General features: G+C 66.7%; 23 protein-coding genes and 1 tRNA gene. 13 read left to right on the top strand and 11 right to left on the bottom strand.

The genetic code is table 11. The annotated features are described in order from the left end of the window. Positions 1-53 precede the first annotated feature (53 nt). Complete coding sequence (gene rpmA, locus B4K74_RS02450) at positions 54-344, top strand: 50S ribosomal protein L27 (protein WP_286691609.1); 291 nt, start codon at positions 54-56, stop codon at positions 342-344. 159 nt (positions 345-503) lie between these two features. After that, positions 504-1,037 (top strand): GNAT family N-acetyltransferase, encoded by a 534-nt coding sequence (locus B4K74_RS02445; protein WP_123288231.1) that lies wholly within the window; start codon positions 504-506, stop codon positions 1,035-1,037. 22 nt (positions 1,038-1,059) lie between these two features. Here B4K74_RS02445 and B4K74_RS02440 read toward each other — a convergent pair whose 3' ends face one another. From B4K74_RS02440 to B4K74_RS02430, 3 genes are all read right to left on the bottom strand, one after another. Further along, positions 1,060-1,251, bottom strand: a complete 192-nt coding sequence (locus tag B4K74_RS02440; RefSeq protein ID WP_123288230.1) for a hypothetical protein — start codon at positions 1,249-1,251, stop codon at positions 1,060-1,062. Positions 1,252-1,351: 100 nt separating this feature from the next. After that, complete coding sequence (locus B4K74_RS02435; RefSeq protein ID WP_286691608.1) at positions 1,352-1,966, bottom strand: BA14K family protein; 615 nt, start codon at positions 1,964-1,966, stop codon at positions 1,352-1,354. A 15-nt stretch (positions 1,967-1,981) separates the two neighbouring features. Beyond that, on the bottom strand, positions 1,982-2,506 hold the full coding sequence (locus B4K74_RS02430; RefSeq protein WP_123288228.1) for a hypothetical protein: 525 nt from the start codon (positions 2,504-2,506) through the stop codon (positions 1,982-1,984). A 178-nt stretch (positions 2,507-2,684) separates the two neighbouring features. Between B4K74_RS02430 and B4K74_RS02425 the strand changes: the two genes are divergently transcribed. Together B4K74_RS02425 and B4K74_RS02420 are read left to right on the top strand one after the other, a co-directional pair. Next, positions 2,685-3,887, top strand: a complete 1,203-nt coding sequence (locus B4K74_RS02425) for a threonine ammonia-lyase (RefSeq protein ID WP_286691607.1) — start codon at positions 2,685-2,687, stop codon at positions 3,885-3,887. Continuing rightward, entirely contained in the window at positions 3,868-4,404 is a 537-nt protein-coding gene (locus B4K74_RS02420; protein ID WP_123288226.1) for an FKBP-type peptidyl-prolyl cis-trans isomerase, read from the top strand. The genes B4K74_RS02425 and B4K74_RS02420 overlap by 20 nt, the downstream gene beginning before the upstream one ends. Before the next feature lie 6 nt (positions 4,405-4,410). Here the strand turns inward: B4K74_RS02420 and queG are convergent, their stop codons facing one another. The 3 genes from queG to B4K74_RS02405 are packed head-to-tail and all read right to left on the bottom strand — an operon-like array spanning position 4,411 to position 6,860. Further along, entirely contained in the window at positions 4,411-5,454 is a 1,044-nt protein-coding gene (gene queG, locus B4K74_RS02415; RefSeq protein WP_286691606.1) for a tRNA epoxyqueuosine(34) reductase QueG, read from the bottom strand. A 24-nt stretch (positions 5,455-5,478) separates the two neighbouring features. Further along, on the bottom strand, positions 5,479-6,150 hold the full coding sequence (locus B4K74_RS02410) for a glutathione S-transferase family protein (protein WP_286691605.1): 672 nt from the start codon (positions 6,148-6,150) through the stop codon (positions 5,479-5,481). Between the two features lie 50 nt (positions 6,151-6,200). Further along, positions 6,201-6,860 (bottom strand): hypothetical protein, encoded by a 660-nt coding sequence (locus B4K74_RS02405; RefSeq protein ID WP_286691604.1) that lies wholly within the window; start codon positions 6,858-6,860, stop codon positions 6,201-6,203. Between the two features lie 129 nt (positions 6,861-6,989). Between B4K74_RS02405 and B4K74_RS02400 the strand changes: the two genes are divergently transcribed. Beyond that, positions 6,990-8,150 carry a citrate/2-methylcitrate synthase gene (locus B4K74_RS02400; RefSeq protein WP_286691603.1) on the top strand — a complete coding sequence of 387 codons (1,161 nt, stop codon included), beginning with the start codon at positions 6,990-6,992 and terminating at the stop codon, positions 8,148-8,150. Positions 8,151-8,191: 41 nt separating this feature from the next. Further along, the gene (locus B4K74_RS02395; protein WP_286691602.1) at positions 8,192-8,998 is read left to right on the top strand and encodes an undecaprenyl-diphosphate phosphatase; all 807 of its coding nucleotides are present in this window, start codon (positions 8,192-8,194) and stop codon (positions 8,996-8,998) included. Positions 8,999-9,003: 5 nt separating this feature from the next. On the opposite strand, the gene B4K74_RS02390 is transcribed toward B4K74_RS02395, so the two are convergent. The 3 genes from B4K74_RS02390 to B4K74_RS02380 all read right to left on the bottom strand — a co-directional run bounded on the left by B4K74_RS02390 (position 9,004) and on the right by B4K74_RS02380 (position 10,816). Then, entirely contained in the window at positions 9,004-9,978 is a 975-nt protein-coding gene (locus B4K74_RS02390) for a complex I NDUFA9 subunit family protein (protein ID WP_286691601.1), read from the bottom strand. A gap of 143 nt (positions 9,979-10,121) precedes the next feature. Beyond that, positions 10,122-10,197, bottom strand: a tRNA-Ala gene (locus B4K74_RS02385). A 142-nt stretch (positions 10,198-10,339) separates the two neighbouring features. Next, entirely contained in the window at positions 10,340-10,816 is a 477-nt protein-coding gene (locus B4K74_RS02380) for a TIGR02300 family protein (protein WP_123285762.1), read from the bottom strand. Positions 10,817-10,954: 138 nt separating this feature from the next. Between B4K74_RS02380 and aroA the strand changes: the two genes are divergently transcribed. The 7 genes from aroA to B4K74_RS02345 all read left to right on the top strand — a co-directional run bounded on the left by aroA (position 10,955) and on the right by B4K74_RS02345 (position 18,701). After that, entirely contained in the window at positions 10,955-12,274 is a 1,320-nt protein-coding gene (aroA, locus tag B4K74_RS02375; RefSeq protein WP_286691600.1) for a 3-phosphoshikimate 1-carboxyvinyltransferase, read from the top strand. Next, complete coding sequence (gene cmk / locus B4K74_RS02370) at positions 12,271-12,918, top strand: (d)CMP kinase (RefSeq protein WP_286691599.1); 648 nt, start codon at positions 12,271-12,273, stop codon at positions 12,916-12,918. The genes aroA and cmk overlap by 4 nt, the downstream gene beginning before the upstream one ends. A 157-nt stretch (positions 12,919-13,075) precedes the next feature. Next, positions 13,076-14,779, top strand: coding sequence for a 30S ribosomal protein S1 (gene rpsA, locus B4K74_RS02365; protein WP_123285759.1), 1,704 nt, complete (start codon positions 13,076-13,078; stop codon positions 14,777-14,779). 242 nt (positions 14,780-15,021) lie between these two features. Further along, the gene (locus tag B4K74_RS02360; protein ID WP_286691641.1) at positions 15,022-15,306 is read left to right on the top strand and encodes an integration host factor subunit beta; all 285 of its coding nucleotides are present in this window, start codon (positions 15,022-15,024) and stop codon (positions 15,304-15,306) included. Positions 15,307-15,314: 8 nt separating this feature from the next. Beyond that, positions 15,315-15,791 carry a GNAT family N-acetyltransferase gene (locus B4K74_RS02355; RefSeq protein ID WP_286691598.1) on the top strand — a complete coding sequence of 159 codons (477 nt, stop codon included), beginning with the start codon at positions 15,315-15,317 and terminating at the stop codon, positions 15,789-15,791. Between the two features lie 37 nt (positions 15,792-15,828). Continuing rightward, on the top strand, positions 15,829-16,245 hold the full coding sequence (gene mscL, locus B4K74_RS02350) for a large-conductance mechanosensitive channel protein MscL (protein ID WP_286691597.1): 417 nt from the start codon (positions 15,829-15,831) through the stop codon (positions 16,243-16,245). 524 nt (positions 16,246-16,769) lie between these two features. Further along, entirely contained in the window at positions 16,770-18,701 is a 1,932-nt protein-coding gene (locus B4K74_RS02345) for a peptide MFS transporter (RefSeq protein WP_286691596.1), read from the top strand. Between the two features lie 70 nt (positions 18,702-18,771). On the opposite strand, the gene B4K74_RS02340 is transcribed toward B4K74_RS02345, so the two are convergent. Together B4K74_RS02340 and B4K74_RS02335 are read right to left on the bottom strand one after the other, a co-directional pair. Continuing rightward, complete coding sequence (locus tag B4K74_RS02340) at positions 18,772-20,832, bottom strand: TonB-dependent receptor plug domain-containing protein (protein ID WP_286691595.1); 2,061 nt, start codon at positions 20,830-20,832, stop codon at positions 18,772-18,774. Positions 20,833-20,917: 85 nt separating this feature from the next. Then, positions 20,918-22,969 (bottom strand): TonB-dependent receptor plug domain-containing protein, encoded by a 2,052-nt coding sequence (locus B4K74_RS02335; protein ID WP_286691594.1) that lies wholly within the window; start codon positions 22,967-22,969, stop codon positions 20,918-20,920. Positions 22,970-22,995 lie beyond the last annotated feature (26 nt).

Here is a 22,995-nt window from a genome sequence, read left to right as displayed (position 1 = left end):
TGAGGCTCCGCGAGCCGAGCGATAGCGCATCGAGGAAGTAACGGAGCAGACCTATGGCTCACAAGAAATCCGGTGGTTCGTCGCGTAACGGTCGCGACTCCGAATCCAAACGCCTCGGCGTGAAGAAATATGGCGGCGAGCGCGTGCTGGCCGGCAACATCATCATTCGTCAACGCGGGACCAAGTGGCACCCCGGCGACAACGTCGGTATGGGCCGCGACCACACCCTGTTCGCCCTTACCCCGGGCTCGGTGAAGTTCACCACCAAGACCGGTGGCCGCTGTTACGTCTCGATTCTTGCGGCCAACGACGACCAGGCAGCCACCGCCGCCGCCGCCGAGTAGCACGAAGCCTGACCGGATCGTGTTGCTCAACCAGCAGCCGATCCGGACCAAGGGAAATATTCCGCGGGGAGTCTGGATCACCAGGCTCCCCGTTTTCGTTCCCCGCCTCGAGCCGCCCGAGCCCTCAAAAGGCGGCGGCAGGAAGACCGAGGCCCGGCCATGTGCGGAATTGAACCCTTGCCTGTCATAGAGACGCGGCGTCTGGCGCTGCGGGCGCCTCGTCCCGAGGATGCCCCGCGCCTCGTCGCCCTGGCCAATGATCCCGATATCGCCCGCATGACCCTGCGGATGCCCTCGCCCTATTCGGTAGCTCACGCCGAGGAATTCCTGGCGAACGTCGCGGCCCAGGATCCGCGCAGCGGCAGCACCTTCATGATCGAGCATGAGGACCAGGGTCCGGTCGGCGTCATCGGCCTGTTCAACGACGCCGATCCCGTTCCGGAAACCGGCTACTGGATCGGCCGGCCCTATTGGGGACGGGGCTATGCCACTGAAGCCCTGCAGGGTGCGCTCAGCTGGGCGCGCAGCCGCTGGCGCAAGCGGGCGCTGGTCGCGGGCCACTTTATCGACAATCCGGCCTCCGGCCGGGTGCTGGAAAAGGCGGGCTTTCTGTACACGGGCGAGGTCCGGCCCGGGCTCAGCCGCGCGCGGGGTGGTCCTGTCGAAACCCGGCGGATGGTCTGGCTGGCCTGACCGTGTGTCAGGCCGACCGATATCAGGCCGGCGGCGGCATGAAGATCATCAGCAGGCCGACGGTGACGATGGCCAGGGCGACGATCACGCCCAGCACGAAGCCCAGCGCCAGCCGCGCGCGCCTGCGCCGCAAGCCCCCGCTCGATACCGAGCGGATATAGACGAACGGACGACGATCAAACGCTTCCGAACCGGTGATATTGTGTCGGGACATGGACGCGCTCCCTTACCGAACCCCGCATCCTGATGGACGCGCGCCCTCTGTGCCCCTCCGGCTGGGGCCAAAGCATGGCGAACGGCGGTTTATCTCGGGATCAGCCGCAATATATCAGGCGACCGCTATAGGCGCGGTAATATCCCGTACGCGGATCATAGGATCGGTAGGTGCGGCGGCACCATTCAACGCGGCGCGCATCGCGCCCGCCGCCATAGGCCGAACCTGACCCCGGATAGACCAGATCGGGTCGCCCATGGGCGCCGTAATAGGGGGTGGCGCCGCCCTGACCATAGGCGGGCGGGTGCCGATAGCTCGAGCCATAGTAGGGCTGGGGCCCGCCGTAACCATAGCCGCCCCGGTCATAGCGCCGGTCGTGGTCGCGATAGCCCTGGTCATAGCCATAGCCGCCCGAGCCGTAGGACGTCCGGTGTCGCTGGTCGCGCCAGCGCGCGTCGCAGTCGGAGCGGTTGGCGTCCCAGAAAGCGTCGCACCGATAGTCGCCGGGCCGGTCGCGCTGAGCCGCGACACTCCAGTCGGAATATCCGCTGCTGCGGTGCTCGGAGCGATAGCCGCCCTCATAACGGGTCTGGCTTTCGTAGCCATAGCTGTAGCGACCGTCATAGCGGCTCTGGGCCTCGGCGGCGGTGGCGCCAAGGCCCAGCACGGCCCCCGCGGCGATCATCGTTACGACACGCTTCGACAGGTCGGCCATGGTGAACTCCATTCTCTAGAGGGTGACGTCCACGCGCGCGCCGTCGCGGGTCCGGATCCGTTGCATCATGACCACCCGCTCTTCGCCACCGGCGCTGACCGGCGCGATGACGAACCATTCCCCGGCGGGCAGGCCGCTGAACAGGAACCGGTTGTCCGCACAGGTCGAGGATCGCACATACGACCGGTAGTCGGCATTGGGGTCGGGCACGGTGCGGGCGCGCACCACCGATTCGGGCAAGGCGGCCTTCTCGGTCGAGCCGTACAGGTTGCGGAACCGGGCGCGGGTATAGGGTGTCACCGGCGTCAGGGCGACCGAGCCGGTGCAGGTGTAGCGGTTGCCATTCCGCGAATAATCGATCCGGCCGTTGACGCTTCCGGTTCCGTTCACGCCTGACCAGGCAAAGTCAGCGGCGTTGAACGCAGTCGATTCGACCATCGGTCTCGGTGCCGGTCCGGTGGTGGGCGCGCAGGCGGCAGTGGCCGCCAGAGCAGCGGCCGTCAGGGACGTCAGGGTCAGGGTTCGCAGTGAAATGGGCATGGTCAGGTTTCTTCCTCCGGAACGCGTGTCGCCGATCATAGGCCCGGATCGACGTCACCGCCATGACGCCTAACGCAAGCCATAAGGTCAAGGTTGCGAGCAATACGCCTCTGGTCCACAAGCGGCGGCTGAAGACCGTGATCTACGCGGCAGGAACGCTTTGGGACCCGTACCCCGGATGACCGTCACCTTTTCCGATATCCAGGCCGCGCGTGAGCGCATCCATGGCCAGGTCGACCACACCCCCACACGCCACTCACGTCGTCTGTCGGAACTGACCGGGGCCGAGGTCTGGGTCAAGTTCGACAATCTGCACTTCACCGGCAGCTTCAAGGAGCGCGGCGCCCTCAACCGGCTGCTGCTGCTGGATGCGGACGAGCGCAAGCGCGGCGTCGTCGCCGCCTCGGCCGGCAACCACGCCCAGGCGCTGGCCTATCACGGTGGACGGCTCGGCGTGCCGGTCACCATTGTCATGCCCGAGGGCACGCCCTTTGTGAAAATCGACGGCACCCGCCGCCATGGTGCGACGGTCGTGATCGAGGGCGCGGACTTCACCGGCTCGACCGCCGAGGCCCACCGCCTGCGGGACGAGGAGGGCTTCGTCTTCATCTCGGCCTTTGACGACAAAGGCATCGTCGCGGGGCAGGGCGTCTGCGCCATGGAGTTCCTCGAGGACGCGCCCGAGATCGAGGACATGCTGATCCCGATCGGCGGTGGCGGCCTGATCGCCGGCTGTTCCATCGCCGCCAAGGCCACCAAGCCCGAGCTGAATGTTCATGGCGTCGAGGCGGCCATGTATCCGTCCTTCAGCGCCCGCCGCCGGGGCGAAACGCCCAGATGCGGCGGGGCAACCATCGCCGAGGGCATCGCCATCAAGGCCGTCGGCGACATCCCCTTCGCCCTCGCCGATCCGCTGGTGAAAGAAATCTTCGTCTGCGAGGAGGCCGATTTCGAAAAGGCCGTCGCCTTCTACGCCACTCTGGAAAAGACCGTCGCCGAGGGCGCGGGTGCGGGGGGGCTCGCCGCCCTGCTGGCCCATCCGGACCGCTTCAGGGGCCGAAAGGTCGGGCTGGTGCTGTGCGGCGGCAATATCGACGCGCGCATGCTGGCCGTGGTGCTGAACCGCGAAATGGTGCGCGAGCGGCGCCTGATCGTCTATCGCATCCTGGGCGACGACCGCCCGGGCATGCTGTCGGCCATGGCGGCGGTAATCGGCGGGCTGGGCGGCAATATCATCGACGTGGTCCACAACCGTCTGGCGCTTGACGTGCCGGCCAAGGGGGCCGAGTTCGACATCATGGTGGAAACCCGCGACTCGGCGCATGCCGACGAGATCGGCAAGGCTCTGGGGGACAAGGGTTATGAACTTCGCATGGGGTAGGGCCGCAGGCGCGGCATGTGCAGGCCTTCTGCTGCTGTCCGCCTGCGGGGGCAGCGACGCGGACCCGTCCGCCGACAGCGCAGCCCGGGCCGAGGCCGCCGCGTATTTCCTGACGTCCAACGCCCGCGCGGAAGGCATCCAGACCACCGAAAGCGGCCTTCAGTACAAGGTGATAGCCTCGGGCCCCGCCGATGGCGTCCAGCCAGATTCCAACGACCTCGTGCGCGTCGAATATGAGGGCAGCCTGACCAACGGCACCGTCTTTGACAGCTCGTATCAGCGCGGCGCGCCGGCGGTAATGTCGCCTCAGGGTCTCGTCCCCGGCTGGACCGAAGCCCTGCAGATGATGCGCCCCGGCGACGAATGGATGCTCTATGTCCCGCCCGCCCTCGGCTATGGCGAGGAGGGGCGTCCCCCGGCCATCCCCGGCAATTCGGTGCTGGTGTTCCGCATCAAGCTGCTGGCCGTCGCTCCGGCGCCCGGCGGCCATCGCGGCGTGGGCCAGGCCACGGGCTGATCCGGGTCACGCTTCAAGCTTTGCCACGGCCCATCGTGCCGCGTCCGCCACGACCGGCGCGGGGTCTGTGACAAGCCTCTCGGCCGAGTCCCGCAGCGCCGGATCGCCGCTGTTGCCGATGGCGTACAGCACATTGCGGACGAAGCGGTCGCGACCGATCCGCTTGATCGGGCTCTTGCGGAAGCGCGCGCGGAACGCCGCATCGTCCAGCGCCGCCAGCTCGGCCAGAGGCGGGGCGACCGCTTCATCCCGGGCCGCCAGCCGCGCCTCGCGCGATGTCTCGGCGAACTTGTTCCACGGACAGACCGCCAGACAATCGTCACAGCCATAGATGCGGCTGCCCGCCGCCGTCCGGAACTCCTCCGGCCAGGGCCCCGCGAACTCGATGGTCAGATAGGACAGGCAGCGCCGCGCATCCAGCTGGAACGGCGCCGGGAAGGCCTGCGTCGGGCAGGCGTCCAGACAGGCGGTGCAGCTGCCGCAGTGCTCTTCCTCGGCCTCATCGACCGGCAGCTCCGCCGCTGACAGGATGACCCCCAGGAACAGCCAGTTGCCATGCCGGCGCGACAGCAGATTGGTGTGCTTGCCCTGCCAGCCCAGACCGGCCCGCTGCGCCAGCGGCTTTTCCATCAGGGGGGCGGTGTCGACGAACACCTTGACGTTCTCGCCGGTCTTCGCCGCGATGAAACCGGCCAGGGTCTTCAGCCGCCCCTTGATCAGCTCGTGATAGTCATCGCCCCGCGCATAGACGGAGATATAGCCCCGCGACGGGTCTTCCAGCTCGACCAGCGGATCGGTGCCCGGCCCGTAGTTGAGGCCCAGCACGATGGCGGTCCGCGCCTGATCCCACATGGTCTGCGGATGCCGCCGCCGGTCCAGCGTGGTCTCGATCCAGTCCATGTCGCCATGCCGCCCGGCCTCGACGAAGCGGTCCAGATGATCACCGGCGGACCAGGGCGCCTCGGCCGACGCCAGCTGGCAGGCGTCAAAGCCCAGCGCGCTCGCGCGGGCGCGGATCTCCTCGACCAGACTGTCGCTGTGGGCGTTCATCGCCCCGCCTTGCCGCGAACGGCCCTAGAAGTCGAGGTCGTCGTAATGGGCAACGGGCGGCTGGCCCGGCAGGCGGTCGGCCAGCAGCGCCCGGAAACAGGGGCGGCATTTCATCCGCACATACCAGTCCTTGAGCGCCGGATACGTCGCCCAGGCGATCTCCCCGAAATAGTCCAGCACCGACAGATGCGCCGCCGCGACCAGATCGGCCTGCCCCAGGCGGCGTCCGGCCAGCCAGTCGCGGCCCTGAGTCAAACCTTCCAGCTCGGCCAGATGCCCCTTCAGCGCCTCACGCCCGGCGCGCAGCGCCCGGGCCTCGGGCGGGCCCAGCCGCAGCAGCGGCTTTTCCATGCGCTCGTGCAACAGGACGGCCTGAACCTCATCGGTGAATTTGCGCTCGAACCAGCCGGTCAGGCGGCGCATCTCGGCGCGCTCGGCGTCGTCGCGGGTGAACAGCAGCTTGCCTTCGGTCTGGTCATCGACCCAGCCGAGGATGGCCGCGCTCTCGCACAACACCAGATCGCCGACCTTCAGCACCGGCGGCATTCCCGAGGGGTTCAACCCGTGCAGGGGGCAGTCGTCCTCCCACGGCTTCACCGGGGTTTCGCGCACGGCGATCTTCGCCTCGCCCAGGGCCAGACGCGCGCATCGAGATCCCGGATCGAAGGCGAAATGATACAGGACGGAGTCGGCCATGAGGCCTCCATGCCCCAAGGGTCGTTAAGCGCGCGTTTACCGCGTCGCCGTCAGCCCCACGGGCCGCGTCGCACCGGTGGCGTGCCGGGGACGAGCGTCGGCGCTCCAGCGTGGGTGGTGTCATCGGCGGTCCGGATCAGCGCCCAGCCGCCCCAGACCATCCAGATCGCCAGGATCAGCCCCGCCGCAGCATCCAGCGCAGGCGCCCCCAGCAGCACCCCGGCCACCAGTCCCAGCGCCAGCACCCCCGCCGCCGCCAGCTCGGCGATCGACTGATCCCGCACCTCGCCGCGCACCCCGGACGGTCGCGCAGCGGCTGCCCGGCCGCGCAGCCAGGCCAGTCCCAGCGTCAGGCCGATGATGGCCAACGCGGCCCCCGGTCCCCAGAACCCGCCCGACAGCGGCACCGGCTGAACGATCCGCGCCAGACAGACCAGCCCCATGAACGCCCCGGCCGTGATCACCATACTGCCCTTCAGCCGCCGGATGCGGGCGTCGGAGGCGAGGGTCTGCATCGTCCGGCCCGCACCCGCCACAAGGCCGAGGGCCAGCAGGTCCATGATGCTGTCGGTCAACGCCGTCAGCGCCCCGACCGAGCCTGTCGCCCGCGCGGCAAAGACTTTCAGGGCGACAATCCCCATGACCAGCGCCCAGACGGCCCATGTCCCGGTCAGGCTCTGGCCGAATTGCGAGGAGGGGGGCGTCGTCATGGCGGGCTTGTCGCCCATCCGCGAGGGCTTGCCAATGGCCCCCGGCGCGGCCCAGACACCGCTGTGTCATGAAATTGTCCCAGACTGGGGATTGGGTGGCATTCTCACGAGTCTCTGCACGGGGCGGGCATGGACGCAGGACACGGCTGGATCGGGCGCAGCGAGGCCCTGAAGCGACTGGGGGTCAAGACCCAGACGCTCTACGCCTACGTCAGCCGTGGCCGGATCGCGGCCCGCCCGGACCCGACCGATCCGCGCCGCAGCCTGTATGCCGAAAGCGATATTGAGCGCCTCGAGACCGGCGACCGCGCCGCCACGCCTGCGGTTCTAAGCCGCGGAGCTGCAGGGCGGGGCGAGGCCGAAATCTTCTCGACCCTGTCCACCCGGATCGACGGTCGGCTTTGCTATGCGGGTCTCGACGTCGCCCAGCTGTCGGCCCAGGCCACTCTGGAAGATGTCGCCCGTCGCCTGTGGGGGCTCAAGTCCGCCCAGCCGCTGATGGGGCTCAAGCCCCGCGTCGATGCGGTCACCGGCGCGTCCATACGGCTCAAGACCTGCGCCTGTTTGGCAAGGCGGGCGGCCGAGGACCCGCCGCTGCCCGGCCGCGATGCCGACACCCTGCGCGCCGAGGCCGCTGACATCCTCAATGAGGTCATCGATGCGGCAGCGGGATCAGGCCCCCGCCTGTTGTTTCACCAGCGTCTTGCACGAGGCTGGAAGCTGATCGAGCGAGATGCCGATCTGATCCGGCGCGCTCTTGTTCTGTGTGCGGATGATCTGGCCCTGCCGCCGATCCTCGCTGCCCGCACGACCGCCCAGTCGGGGGCGCCGCTGGCCGGAGCTGCCCTGGCCGGGATCACGGCCCTGATGGGGTCCCCGGTCATGAAGAAGACCCATATCGTCTCCTCTTGGGTCGTTCAGGCGCGACGCAATCCGGGCCTGGCCCTGTCTCGGGCGCTGGAGGAAACCGGTACCGCTCCCGGTTTCATTGATCCCAATTCTCCGGACACGGACGAAATCCGCGCCCGCGCCCTGATCGAGGCCGCTCGCCTGCCACCCGATCTCGAGGCTGTGTGGCGGGATGGCGAGGCCCGCGGCCTTGCGCCCGGCCTGCCGCTGGCGCTGGCGCTCGTTGCCCGCCGTCTGGACCTGCCGCGCGAGGGGGCCGTCGACCTGTTGATGCTGGGGCGGCTGACCGGCCTGATGGGGCATGTGCTGGATCAGGCGATTGGCGGCTCGCCTATTCGCACCCGACTGCGCTATGTGGGGCCGACACCCGGCGCCAACTGACATAACCCTGCCGGGCCAATGACATCCGACAAGGGGATCCGATGGCCGACTGGCTGATGGCGATTATTCTCGGGCTGGTCGAGGGACTGACCGAATTCATTCCTGTGTCCTCGACGGGCCATCTGCTGCTGCTCGGCCACTTCCTCGGCTTCGAGAGCACGGGCAAGACCTTCGAGATCGTCATCCAGCTGGGCGCCTTACTGGCCATCATCAGCGTCTATTTCAAACGGCTGTGGACGCTGGCGACCCGCTGGCCGTTCGACCCGGACGCGCGGCGTTTCCTGATCGGCCTGCTGGTTGCCTTTGCGCCCGCCGTGGTGATCGGCGTCTTCGCCTATGACTTCATCAAGACGGTGTTGTTCGAGACCCCGCTGGTGATCTGCATCGCCCTGATCATCGGCGGCATCCTGCTGCTTCTGCTCGACAAGATGAAGAAGGTCCCGACCTACCTCGAGGTCGATCGCTATCCGCTGCGGGTCTACTTCCTCATCGGTCTGTTCCAGTGCCTGGCCATGGTGCCAGGCGTGTCGCGCTCGGGCGCGACCATTGCCGGGGGTATGCTGCTCGGCACGGACAAGCGTTCGGCGGCCGAGTTCAGCTTCTTCCTCGCCCTGCCGACCATGGGGGCCGCCGTCGCCTGGGACCTGTTGCAGAGCTGGGATCGGCTGGACTTCAGCGACGCGGGCCTGATCGCCGTCGGCTTCCTGACCGCCTTCCTGACGGCGCTGGCCGTGGTCAAGCTGTTGCTCGACTTCGTCAGCCGCCATGGCTTTGCGCCCTTCGCCTGGTGGCGGATCGTCGTGGGCGTTGCGGGGCTGATCGGTCTGGCGGCGACCGGCGCGCTGTAAGGGACCTAGCCGACCGGCTGTTCGGCGAACTGGCCGCCCCGGCGATAACGCCACAGATAGTTGGGCACCACGGCCGCCATTCCGGTCGGCTCAATGCCCAGATCACCCAGACCCGTGGCGCCCTCGGCCACCACATTATCGGTCTGCATCAGCAGGATCTGGTCGCGCGTCAGCACCGGCGGAATGCCGATCAACGTGGTCAGTTGCGCCACCGAGCCGATCGCCCGCGCGACCGGGAAGGGCAGAGGCAGCAACAGGCGATGGCGCCCGGTCTCGCGCGCGATCATCTTCAGCACCTCTTCAAAGGTGACGACCGTCGGCCCGCCCAGCTCGACCGTCTGGCCGGCCAGCGCCGGATCGGTGGCGACGCGCGCCACGGCCTCGGCCACATCGCCGACGAACACGGGCTGAAAGCGCGTCTGTCCCCCGCCGATCAGCGGCAGGGCCGGGGCAATCCCGGACATCGTCGCGAACCGGTTGAAGAAGCCGTCACCGGGTCCGAACACGATCGACGGGCGCACGATGGCGGCCCCCGGAAAGACCTCGGCCACGGCGGCCTCGCCCTGCGCCTTGGAGCGGGCATAGGCGGACTCGCTGTTCGGGTCGGCGCCGATAGCCGACATCTGCACCATGCGGCGGGCCCCGGCCGCCTTCGCGGCCTCGGCTACGGTGCGGGCGCCCTCGACATGGATGCGCTCAAACGCCTTCGAGCCCGGGCGCTCATACAGAATGCCGACCAGATTGATGACGACGTCCGCCCCGGCCACGGCGTTCCGCACCGTTTCGGCGTCGGTGATGTCGCCATAGACGGGCATCACCTGTCCGACGTCGCCCAGCGGCTTCAGATCATGGGCCAGATTGGGGTTGCGAACAGCCACCCGGACGCGCAGGCCGCGCCGCGCCAGGGCGCGCACCACCTGGGTCCCGACAAAGCCGGATCCCCCGAACACAGTGACCAGACCCGAACCGGACGGCATCATCAGCCATGCTCCCTGAAAGGCCCCAACGACGGGCCGCTTGCGTTGCGGGGATAGACGATGCGCCCGCGCCGGGCAATGCGGCGGCGCGTCCTGAGCAGGGGCTGAATTGGAAAACCCCCCGCCGTGGTCCGGCGAGGGGTTTATGGTGGAGCTTAGCGGAGTCGAACCGCTGACCTCTTGCATGCCATGCAAGCGCTCTACCAACTGAGCTAAAGCCCCGAACCTTTGGCTGTCGCCGCGGGTCTGGTCCGCAGGGCCCTTTGAGGGGGTCCTTTGAGGCGGCGGAACCTATGTCAGGGCTTGATCCCGATCAAGCCCGATTCCGCCAAATATTTTCACCCTCGGGAAGGCGTGATTTTTATCAGTCGTCGTCCTTGGACGGCTTGACGATCTCGCCGTCGAAATCGTCGTCGTCATCGTCGCCGTCGTCGATGAAGGCAGCCGAGTCATCGTCGTCGTCATCGTCCAGAACGTCGTCGTCATCGTCGTTCATGCCGGCGTCGTCTTTCGACGTGTCTTCGTCATCGTCGTCGTCGGGCGTCAGGATCTTCTCATGGCCTTCCTGATCGATTTCCGGGGTCGGAGGCGTATCGTCCTCTTCCTCGTCATCGTCTGCGGCGGCCTTCTTGTCCTTGACCTGATCGTCCGTGTCGTCCTCGGCCTCTTCGGGCTCCGGCACATCGGCCGGGCGTCCGCGACGGTTGCGTAGGCGCAGGGCCTCTTCGGGATCAAACTCCGTGTCGCACTTGGGGCAGTGCGCTGGGCGGCGGTTCAGATCATAGAATTTGGCCTGGCAGTTCGGGCAGAGCTGCTTGGCGCCAAGGTCGGCTTTGCTCACGGATCGTGACCCTTCGCGACGGGGGGATTTCGGGCGGCTCCCTTGCCACCCGAATGGCCCGCTGTCAAAAGCCATCTTCGCCCGAAACCCGGTTTCTTCGTGGCTTCTCCCGTTTCCTGCCTGACCGAAAGGCCGTCCGTGGCCGCCGCTTTATCGCTCACTGCCCGCCGGGGGGCCGCCCTCACAGGCTCTGTGCCCGCCCCGGGCGACAAGTCGGTTTCCCACCGCGCCCTGATCCTGGGCGGCATGGCGACGGGCGTGACCGAGATCACGGGCCTGCTGGAAAGCGAGGACATTCTGGCCACGGCGCGGGCCGTTGCGGCCTTCGGTGCCGGGGCCGAGCGCCTTGGCCCCGGCCACTGGCGCGTCACCGGCCAAGGTGGGTTCAAACAGCCCGACGGCGTCATCGACTGCGGCAATGCCGGCACCGGGGTTCGCCTGCTGATGGGGGCCGCGGCGGGCTATCCGATCACCGTGACCTTCGACGGCGACGCCAGCTTGCGCAAACGCCCGATGAAGCGGGTCACCGGCCCCCTCAGCCACATGGGCGCGCGGTTCGAGTGGCAAGGCGAGGAGGACCGCCTGCCCCTGCAACTGACGGGTGGTGCCCTGGCCGGTCTGACCTTCACCCAGACGGTCGCCTCAGCCCAGGTCAAATCGGCCCTGCTGCTGGCCGGGCTGAACGCCTCGGGCGATACCGACATCACCGAGCCCGAGCGCAGTCGCGACCACACCGAGCGCATGCTGCGGGCCTTCGGCGCTGAGGTTCAGGTGGCGGAACTGGGCGAGGGCTGGCGCATCCGTTTGCAGGGCGGGCAGTCCCTGACCGGCACTACTGTCTCCGTCCCGGGCGATCCGTCCTCTGCCGCCTTCCCTCTGGCCGCCGGCCTGATCGTGCCGGGGTCTGTGGTGACGGTCGAAAACGTCATGCTCAACCCGCTCCGCACCGGCCTGTTCGAGACCTGGCGCGAGATGGGCGCGGACCTCGAGATTACCAACCGGCGCGAAAGCGGCGGCGAGGCGGTCGGCGACATCACCGCGCGTCACTCGGCCCTGACCGGCGTGGTCGTGCCCGAGGCCCGCGCCGCCTCCATGATCGACGAATATCCGATCCTCGCCGCCACCGCCGCCTTCGCCTCGGGCCAGACGGTCATGCGCGGCATCGGCGAGATGCGGGTCAAGGAAAGCGACCGGATCGCCCTGATGGCCCGGGGCCTCGCGGCCTGCGGTGTGGCCGTCGAGGAAGAAGCCGAAGGCCTGATCGTCACCGGTGGCCCCGTCGCGGGAGGGGCCACCATCGACACGGCCCACGATCACCGCATCGCCATGAGCCATCTGGTGCTCGGCCTCGCCGCCGCCCGCCCCGTCACTGTCCGCGACCCCGAGATGATCGCCACCAGCTTTCCGGGGTTTGTGGCGTTGATGCAGGGGCTGGGTGCCGATATCGAGGCGGGATGAGTACCCCCGCCGACCTCATCATCGCCGTCGACGGCCCGGCTGCCTCGGGCAAGGGCACGATCGCCCTGCGACTGGCGAAGCACTATGGCCTGCCGCATCTGGATACCGGCCTGCTCTATCGTGCCGTGGGGCTGGGTGTTCTGGACCGGGGCGGGGAGCTCGGCGATGCGGCGCTGGCGGAAAGGGTGGCCCGAGCCCTCCAGCCCTCAGATCTCGCCGACACGACCCGGCTGACCGACCGGGGCGCGGGCGAGGCGGCCAGCCGCGTGGCCGGCCATCCCGGCGTGCGCGCGGCCCTGCTGGACCTCCAGACCCGCTTTGCCCGACAGCCGGGCGGGGCGGTTCTGGACGGGCGCGACATCGGCACCGTCATCGCCCCCGACGCTTCGGCCAAGCTGTTCGTTACCGCCAGCCCCGAGGTCCGCGCCCGCCGCCGCTGGCTGCAGCTGACGGCGCGCGGCGAGACCATCGCCTTTGACGACATGCTGGCCGATATCCTGAAACGCGACGCCCGCGATGCCGGACGCGGGGCCGCCCCCATGGTCCAGGCCGATGACGCGGCCTTGCTGGATACAACCGATATGGATATAGAGGCCGCCTTCGATGCGGCCCGCCGTATCGTCGAGACCTCGCGAGCGCGCTGACCGGCGGGCAAATCCAACGCAAGGATCCTCGGCCACCGCGGGCGTTCGGGTTGCAGAGCGTGACCCCGGATCGATCCTCCGCCTTTTCAATCGAACGTCCGTGATGACTCCTTGTGGAGCCGCACGGTCCTGCCCTTACCTCCAACCCCAGAGTTTCATGACCGATACCCTTACCCCGACCCGCGACGATTTCGCCGCCCTGCTCGACGAGACCCTCAAGGGTCGTGACCTTGGCGAAGGCCAGGTCGTCCATGGCCGCGTCGTCGGCATCGAAAAAGACATCATCATCATCGACGTCGGTCTGAAGACCGAAGGCCGTATCTCGGCCCGCGAGTTCGGTCAGGGCGAAGGCGCCTCGATCCCCAAGGTCGGCGATGACGTCGAAGTCTACCTCGAGCGCGTCGAAAACGCCCTGGGCGAAGCGGTCATCAGCCGCGACAAGGCCCGCCGCGAGGAAGCCTGGACCCGTCTGGAAGCCGTGTTCGCCGAAGAGCAGCCCGTCATGGGCGCCATCGTCGGCCGCGTGAAGGGTGGCTTCACTGTCGACCTGGGCGGCGCCTCGGCCTTCCTGCCGGGCTCGCAGGTCGACATCCGTCCGGTCCGCGACGTCGGCCCGCTGATGGGCAAGGAACAGCCCTTCGCCATCCTGAAAATGGACCGTCCGCGCGGCAACATCGTCGTCTCGCGTCGCGCCATCCTGGAAGAAGCCCGCGCCGAACAGCGCACCGAACTGGTCGGTCAGCTGGCCGAGGGTGAAGTCCGCGAAGGCGTGGTCAAGAACATCACCGACTACGGCGCGTTCGTGGATCTGGGCGGCATCGACGGCCTGCTGCACGTCACCGACATGTCGTGGAAGCGCGTCTCGCACCCCTCGCAGGTGCTGGCCGTCGGCGACACCGTCCAGGTGCAGATCGTCAAGATCAATCCGGACACCCAGCGTATCTCGCTGGGCATGAAGCAGCTTCAAGCCGATCCATGGGACGGCGTGGAAGCCAAATATCCGGTCGGCGCCAAGATGACCGGTCGCATCACCAACATCACCGACTACGGCGCCTTCGTGGAGCTGGAAGCCGGTGTCGAGGGTCTGGTCCACGTCTCGGAAATGAGCTGGACCAAGAAGAACGTCCATCCGGGCAAGATCGTCTCCACCTCGCAGGAAGTGGACGTGGTCGTGCTGGACGTCGATTCCGCCAAGCGCCGCATCTCTCTGGGTCTGAAGCAGGCCCAGGACAATCCGTGGGATGCCTTCGTCGCCAACCACCCGATCGGCTCGACCGTCGAGGGTGAGGTCAAGAACGCCACCGAATTCGGTCTGTTCATCGGCCTCGACAGCGACATCGACGGCATGGTCCACCTGTCCGACCTCGACTGGAATGTCTCGGGCGAAGAAGCCATCCAGCGCTATCGCAAGGGCGAGATGGTCAAGGCCAAGGTGCTCGACGTCGACGTCGAGAAGGAGCGCGTCTCGCTGGGCATCAAGCAGTTGGGCGGCGATCCGATGGAAGGCGACACCTACAAGAAGGGTCAGCAGATCACCGTCACCGTCTCGTCGATCGAGACCGGCGGTATCGAGGTCAAGTTCGGCGAGGATGACGCGCCGGTCACGGCCTTCGTTCGCAAGTCGGACCTGTCGCGCGACCGTGCCGAGCAACGTCCCGAGCGCTTCGCCGTCGGCGATCGCATCGACGCCATGATCACCGGCATCGAAAAGGCCACGCGCCGCGTGTCGGTCTCGGTCAAGGCGCTCGAGATGAAGGACGAGCAGGAAGCCATCGAACAGTTCGGGTCTTCGGACTCCGGTGCTTCGCTGGGTGACATCCTGGGCGCCGCCCTCCGCGAAAAGGGCACGACCAAGGACTAACGTCGGTATCTCTGCAAAATGGGGGCGGTCAGAGCGATCTGGCCGCCCTTTTTGCTGTTTCCGGCGCCAATTTGTGTCCGTTACCGTACACTAAGCCCGTTAATGATGCTTAATATGCGCATGCCCCCTTTATTCCCCGGCCACGCGAGGTCTAGGGTGGGCCCAGCGCCGGGGGGCCGGTTTGGCAAGCGCGATGGATGCCGCACCGCGATGTGCGCCGTCGGCACGAGAAGGGGGCTGATGTGATCAAGTCCGAGTTGATTGAAAAACTGGCGGCCGAGAACCCGCATCTGACCCAGGCCGAGGTCGAACGTCTGGTCAATGTGGTGCTGGGCCGAATGGTCGAAACCCTGTCCGACGGCGGGCGGGTCGAAATCCGGGGCTTCGGTGCCTTTTCCGTCCGACATCGCCCCGCACGTCAGGGCCGCAATCCGCGCACGGGCGAGACCGTCGATGTGCCGGCCAAGGCGGTGCCCTTCTTCAAGAGCGGCAAGGAGCTGCGCGAGCGGCTGAACGCCGAGGACTGAGACGCTTCATGCAGCCCGGCTGGCGAATCCTTCCGGCGGACTTTGACGACCCAAGCCTGCTGGCGCTCCTGACCCTGCATCTCGACAGCATGCGCCGCTATTCTCCCGCCTGTGGCGTCCACGCACTGGACCTGTCGGGTCTCAAGGCACCGGGCGTAACCCTTTACACCCTGTGGCATGACCAGGCCCTGCTGGGCATGGGGGCCCTGCGTCTCCATCCGGACGGTGTGGCCGAGATCAAATCCATGCGCACCCATCCGGATCATCTCGGCCGGGGCGTGGGCCGTGCCCTGCTCGAACATTTGATCGCCGAAGCCTGCCGTCAGGGATGTCGCCGCCTCAGCCTCGAAACCGGCTCAGGTCCCGCCTTCGATGCGGCGCTGAACCTTTACGGCGCGCGGGGATTCAAAAAGGGCGAGGCGTTCGGCGGCTATACGGCCAGCGACTTCAACCAATTCTATCACCTCGATCTGAAGCCGGCCTGAGCGCCGCACCGGATCGCATCACATCACGGAGAATGACATGGGGCTGTTTCAGGAATTTCGCGAGTTCGCCGTGCGCGGCAATGTCGTCGATCTGGCGGTCGGCATCATCATCGGTGCGGCCTTCAACGGCATCGTCAAAAGTCTGGTCGATCAGATCATCATGCCGCCGATCGGTCTGGCCATGGGGGGCGTGGACTTTTCCGAGCTGCAGTGGGTGCTGAAGCCCGAAGACCCGGCCACCGAGGCGGTCGAACTGGTCGCCATCCAGTACGGCGCCTTTGCCAATACAATCCTTCAGTTCGTCATCGTGGCCCTTGTCGTCTTCATGCTGGTCAAGGGCATCAACAACATGCGCCGTGAACAGGCCGAGGAGCCCCAGGCCGCACCCCCCGCCCCGACCCCCAGCGAAACCCTGCTGACCGAAATCCGGGATCTGCTGAAGACGAAGGGCTGACGTCCATCCAAACCTCGTCATCCTCCGACTTGATCGGAGGATCGGTCCCGGCAGGCGGTCAGCCGTCGCGGGCGACACCGATCCTCGGGTCGAGCCCGAGGATGACGATGGGTCGACGGATGCAGATGTAAAATCAGCTGCCCAAATCCCCGGCCTGTTCAACACCCCCGTCATCGTTCGGACCGTTCTGCCCGCCTTGGTGCGCGGACGATGCATACTGTCCGGTTACCCATGCCGCCGGAGAGGCTCGACATGATTTCAGACCATTCAGACCATTCAGACGGTATTTTATTCACTCGCCCCCGGACGATTTCAGACGGTTCAGACGGTTCAGACGGTGTTTTCGGGCGCCGCCGCGAACGGGTACCCACACCTCAGTAACCTTAGGCCTTGTCCGGGTTTGAGGATCGTGGTCGAAATGCGCCTTCGTGCGCCGAGTGGGGCGTCGCCAGAGGGAGTAGGCCGTTGTCAAAAGCGGACATCAGGGGCGCGGGTCTTGCGCCTGACCGGGGGAGGAACCGGACATGAATATCGTCATCATCCTGGGCTTGATCATCACGCTGATTACGGGCGTGCCGGTGCTGTTCCAGATCCTGAAGCATCACCCCAAGGGGCTGATCATCCTGTTCTTCGCCGAGATGTGGGAGCGCTTCTCCTACTACGGCATGCGCGGCATCCTGATCTTCTATCTGACGCAGCATTTCCTGTTCGACGACTCCACGGCGGGCGCGACCTACGGCTCCTACACCTCGCTGGTCTATCTGCTGCCACTGGTCGGCGGCATTCTCGCCGACCGCTATATCGGCACGCGCAAGGCCATCGCCTTCGGGGCCCTGCTGCTGGTCGCCGGCCATGGCCTGATGGCCTATGAAGGCAGCCCGGCAACCGAAACCCTCACCTATGCAGGGGCCCAGTATGAGGTCGTCGGCGAGGGGCGCGGCGCGGCGCGTGAAGTGGGCATCATGGTCGATGGCCAGCTCTATGCCTTCGGCGCCGCCGAAAGCGGCGGTCTGCAACTGACCGATCTTCCGCCAGGTTCCAGCCTGCCGGCCGTGCTTGAGCCCGGCACCTATGAGATGGAAGCTGCTCGTGACACCCGGGCGGAAATGAGCTTCTACCTCGCCCTTTCGCTGATCATCATGGGCGTCGGCTTCCTGAAGCCGAACATCTCGACCATCGTCGGACAGCTGTATCCGCAGGGCGATCCCCGGCGCGATTCCGGCTTCACCCTCTACTATTACGGCATCAACCTCGGTGCCTTCTGGGCGGCGGTGCTGTGCGGTTATCTGGGCCAGACCGTCGGCTGGTGGGCCGGCTTCGGGCTTGCCGGCGTCGGTATGGCGCTCGGCTTTATCGTCTTCGTCCTCGGCAAGCCGTTGCTGCAGGGGAATGGCGAGCCGCCCAACCCCGAACTGCTCAAGAAGCCTCTGTTCGGTCCCATCAACCGCGAATGGCTGATCTATATCCTGGCCATCCTCGGGGTCGGCATCGTCTGGTTCATGGTCCAGCGCAACGCCCTGGTCGGCACTGTTCTGACCATTTCGACCCTTCTGTCGCTGGCCTTCATCGCCTGGATCATTGCCTTCCTGTGCAAGACTTGGGTCGAGCGTCAGCGGATGATGCTGGCTGTCGTGCTGATCTTCGGCGCGGTGGTCTTCTTCACCCTGTTCGAACAGGCCGGCACCTCGCTGAACCTGTTCGCCGACCGGAACGTCGACCTGACCATCACACCGATGGCCATGCAGTTCCTCGGCATCACCATCGGTACGCCGGCCCAGCTGGCGGCGGCGGGCATCACGCCCACGGGCTTCTGGATCGATGCGACCATCACGGCCGCCCAGGTCCAGTCCTTCAACGCCGGCTTCATCCTGATCTTCGCGCCGATCTTTGCGGCGCTGTGGGCCTGGCTGGCCTCGAAGAAGATGGACCCCGACCCGACCATGAAGTTCGGCCTCGGCATCATGCAGGTCGGCCTCGGCTTCCTCGTGGTGGTCTGGGCGGCCGGGTCCGGCATGGTCAGCAGCGCCTTCCAGATGCCGCTGATCATCCTGGCGCTGCTCTACATGCTGCACACGACGGGTGAGCTGTTCCTGTCGCCGGTGGGCCTGTCCGAGATCACCAAACTGTCGCTGCCCTCCGTGGTCAGCTTCATGATGGCGGTCTGGTTCCTGGCCAGTTCGATCGCCCAGTTCGTGGGCGGTCAGATTGCCGGCCTGATGGGCACGGAAACCGTCGGGGGCCAGGTTCTGGACCCCGAAGGCGCGCTTGCCACCTCGCTTGACGGCTTCGCCAAGCTGGGCTGGTGGGGCGTCGGTATCGGCGTGGCCTTCATCCTGATCAGCTTCCTGATCAAGGGCTGGTCGCACGGTGCCAATGACGCCGGAAACCACCCCGGTCCCGATCTGACCGATCGCGGCCAGCAGGATGCCAGCATCACCAGACCCGATCAGGTCTGACGTCAGGCGTCTGACACGACAGAGGGGGGCGGGGCCGGTCGGCTCCGCCCCTTTTTCTGTAGGTTAACCCTCAGATTGTCTTGCGGATTTGCAGGAACAGCCACGACCCGCGGGCCTGGGAATAGGTCTCGCGCAGCGACAGCGGCGCGCTGTCACGCGGCCCGGCATAGATGTCCCGCCGCCTACGTTCCTCGGCGTCCGTCAGGTTGCTGAAGTCGACCCGCACGCTCAGATCGTCCGATGGCTTCCACTGGACAAAGGCATTGAACGGCGGCTCGGATTCGTTGAAGCGCAGCTCCCGCACCCGGTAGCTGGTGCCGGCGTCGATGTCGCAGCTGTGGTTCATGCCCCACGCCCAGCGACCGCCGTCCAGATCCTGGGTGAAGGTCACGCCGCAGCCAAAGCCGTCGTCGCCGGAAAAGCGTCGGGATTCCCCGGTCAGCGGGTCCTCGATGTCGGTCTCGCGGAGCGCAGCCCTCGCGATCAGGCGGCCCCCGGGGATCCCCGCGCGGTCGGTCGGCAGGGTGGCCTGCACCTCGAACTCGGTCCGGGTGCCTGTGCCGATGTTGCCCAGCGCCTCGAACCCGCCGACCAGCGGGATCACGTCGATGTAGTCCTCGACCTCTGTATGGGTCAGGCGGGCGCTGACCACGCCCTCCTCCCAGAAGCGGCGCTCATAGACCGCCTCATAGGCCGTGGTCTTGCTGGGCTCCAGGTCGGCGTTGCCGGCCTCCACCTGGCCCAGGTCGACCTCGGCCGAGGCGGCAAAATCGCCAAAGTCCAGCTGTCCGACCTGCCGCTCGATGCGGAACCGGAACTGATGGTTGGGCATGGGGGTCCAGGTCACCAGCAGCCGGGGCTTGGGGTAGACGAAGGACTTGGCGCTGTCGGTGTCGCCGGACTGCCGGATCTCGGACACCTCGACCCTGAGACCCCCCTCGACTGTCAGGTTCGGGCCCGGGCGCCAGGTCGCCTGGCCCGAGACTTCGCCGCGCAATTCCTCGACCAGCAGGGCGGACCCGGGCAGGGCGATCGGCACGCCGTTCTCCTCATAGGCGCTGTCGGTGTCGAGGAAGTTGTAGGCGACCTCTGCGCCGCCCTCATACGACCAGCGGTCGTCCCGGCGATGGCGGACGACGCCGCGCCCGATCGTCTCGCCCGAGGTCGAATCGCTGGTGAACAGCCCGGTCCGCCCGGTCCGGATAAAGCCAGACTCGACGGTCGAGGCCTCCAGCCGCTGCAGGCCGGTCAGTTCCAGTTCGGTGTCGGGGCCGAGCGGGCGCGTCCAGCGGGCGCCGACCTCGCCGCTCAGTTCCTCAAAGCCCTGCTCGCTGAAGTCGTCATCCCCGGCGCCGGAGCGGATGAAGATGTCCTGCTCCTGATCATTGTTGAAGTAGGAGGTGACCGCATTGACCCGCAGCAGGCCCCCGCCCTGGGGCCGCTGGACGGCGCCCGACGCACGGACATTGCGGAACCGGTCCCACGACTGGATTTCAGCGTTCTGGATCAGGGCGCCCGAGGGATCAAAGCGCTGGCGGCGCCCTTCATTGGTTCCGTCAGTGCGATCGACCGTCGCGCTGAGCGCCCCTTCAATCTGATGGTCTCCGGCTCGCCGCGAATACTCGGCCTGAACGATCGGTCCGATGTAGCCGTCCTCATAGATGTAGGCGTCGAACCCCAGCACCCGCTCGACCGTGATCGCGTCCTTCAGTACGACGTTGGCGACGACCGAGCGCCCCTGCATGTCGATGCCCGGCGCGCCGCCCCGGATCAGTTCGACATAGGCCACGCTGTCAGCGGAAATCCGGCTCAGCAGATTGTCGAGGCCCTCGCTCTTGGTGGAGGGGTGCCGCCCATCGATCAGCACATTGCCCGCCGTCCCGGCCAGTCCCCGTGTACCCGAGCTGCCGCCGTTCAGGCCGAAGCCCGGCAGGCGCTGGACCATATCGAGGGCGGTTCGGGGCCGCGTATCAGCGAAGAAGACGGGGTCGAAGATCAGAACGCCGGGGCGCTCGGGGTCCTGACGCGCCTCGATGCCCGCTCCGGCCGTGTCCTGCGCGACTGCAGGCAAGGCAAGGCCCAGCCAGAGCGTTGCCGCTGCGGTGCTTGCCAGCCAGACGGATCGTGTCATGTCGCCTCCCGTTGATCCGGCCACCCATAACGCCCGAACCGTCAATCGCCAGTTACAAGACGGAAAGGTGGCCGGATTGCGGGGCTCAGAAGGTCTTGCGCAGCCGCACCGAGAAGAAGGTCCGCGGATCAATTTCGCGCCGCTCGATGAAGGCGATGGGGCGTGGCGGTGTCCGGCCGGCATACACCGTCCGCTCGGTATCGAAATTGTCCCACAGATTGACCTGGGCGCGGATCGACAGGCTGTCGGTCGGCTTGTATTCGGCCGCCAGCTCGAAATAGTCGCTGCCCTTCCAGGCGAAGGTCTGGTCCGGGTCATAGGTGGCCTGGCCCAATACCGGGATCCACGCCACGCTCCAGTTGACGCGCCATGTGGTGATGTCCTGGGCGAACGAGATCACCGGCTGACGGGCGCGCACGCCCGAGATCGGCCGCTTCTCGCCCGTGGTCGGGTCGGTGACCTCGGTGCTGTTCCAGTCGTTGCGGAAGCGGAACTGGCCCCCGCTGATGCCGGCCTTGTCGGTGGGGATGATGATGTTGACCGACAGCTGATCCAGCGTGCCGTCGCCGATGTTGCCCACGGCCGACAGGCCACCCGCCAGAGGAATGCGGTCGATGACATTGCCGATCTCGTCGTGGCGTAGACCGATGCTGACGATGCCGTCGCCCCAGAACCGGCGTTCGAAGGTGACCTCACCGATCCAGCGGTCCTCGGGTTCCAGGTCGGCGTTGCCGCCCAGCACATTCTGGCTGTCCAGTTCGGCGCTGGCGGCAAAGTCGCCAAAGTCCAGCTGCCCCACCTCGCGCTCAAACCGGGCGCGCACCTGGGTATCGGCCATCGGTGTCCAGCTCAGCTGCACCCGCGGCTTGGCGAAGAAGAAGGACTTCTCGTTCTCGGTGTCGCCCGACTGGCTGATGGTCGAGGACTCGAGCCGGAGGCCGCTTTCGAGCGACAGGGTTGGCGACACGCGCCAGGTGCTCTTGCCGAACAGTTCGCCGCGCGTCTCCTCGACCACGACCGAGGCCGAGGGCAGGACCACCGGCGTTCCGCCGACCGAGAAGGCCTGTTCGGTGTCGAGGCGGTTGTAGGCGATCTCGCCGCCGCCCTCGAAGGTCAGGGCCTCGGATCGTTCGAAACGGACCAGGCTGCGCGCGATGGTTTCCGACGCCTCGCCCGTCGACTGGAAGCGCTGTTCCGGTTCCGGTCCACCGCCCATGTCGGCGTTGTAGGTGGACACCGAGTCGAAGTCAGAGAACTCGTGAATGAACCGGGTCTCCATCGACAGGCGCGCGCCGAGGGGGCGGGTATAGACGGCGCCGAACTCGCCCGACGTCCCGTCGTTATCGAAACGACTTTCGCGGAAGGTGCCGGTACCCGTCAGCTGTTCAAAGCTGTGGAAGTCATTGACGCCATAGCGCGCCGTCAGGTCGACCTTGCCGCCCAGCAGGGGGGCGGCATAGTTGCCCCGGATGCCCGAGCCGCCGCCGTAGGCATCGTTGTAGAAGTCCTCCTGCCGCAGCAGGGTACCGTCGGCGGCACGGCGCGTTGCCGGACCAATTCCGTTGGAATCGCTCATGCCGATACCGTCTGACAGGGTGAAGCCCCAGGTCCGGTCGCCGTCACGGGCGGTAAACTGGTAGGAGCCGCCGTATACGTCCGTGCCGCCATCAAAGAAGGTGGCATTGGCATTGATCACCGTCTGGCGGCTGCTCTCATTCTTCAGGATCACGTTCACGACGACGGAATAGCCCTGCATGTCGATGCCGGGAGCGCCGCCCCGGATCAGTTCGATGCGCTCGACCTGGGCCACCAGGGTCCGTGACAGGACCGAGGACCCACTGTCATTCTTGGAGGCCGGGCGCGCGCCGTTGATCAGGATGTTTCCGACAGCGCCTTCGAAGCCGCGCCCGCCGTCACCGTCACTCACCGAAAAGCCCGGCACGCGCTGGACCATGTCCAGAGCCGTATTGGGGTTCTGGTCGGCAAAGAAGTCGGGCGTGAAGATCAGGATGCCCTGATCCGTGGCGCTGGCGCCGGCTGAGCCATCGCCCTGTGCATCTTGGGCCAGCGCCTGGGGCGCGAATGCCATAGCCAGGGCGGCAACGGTTGTGGTGATCAACAGTGTTTTACGCGTCATGAATATTCCCCTCGTCTGTGAAGGGA

The sequence above is a fragment of the Brevundimonas sp. UBA2503 genome (assembly GCF_002341485.1).
Classification (GTDB): domain Bacteria; phylum Pseudomonadota; class Alphaproteobacteria; order Caulobacterales; family Caulobacteraceae; genus Brevundimonas; species Brevundimonas halotolerans.
This window is presented reverse-complemented; position numbering and strand designations above follow the sequence as displayed.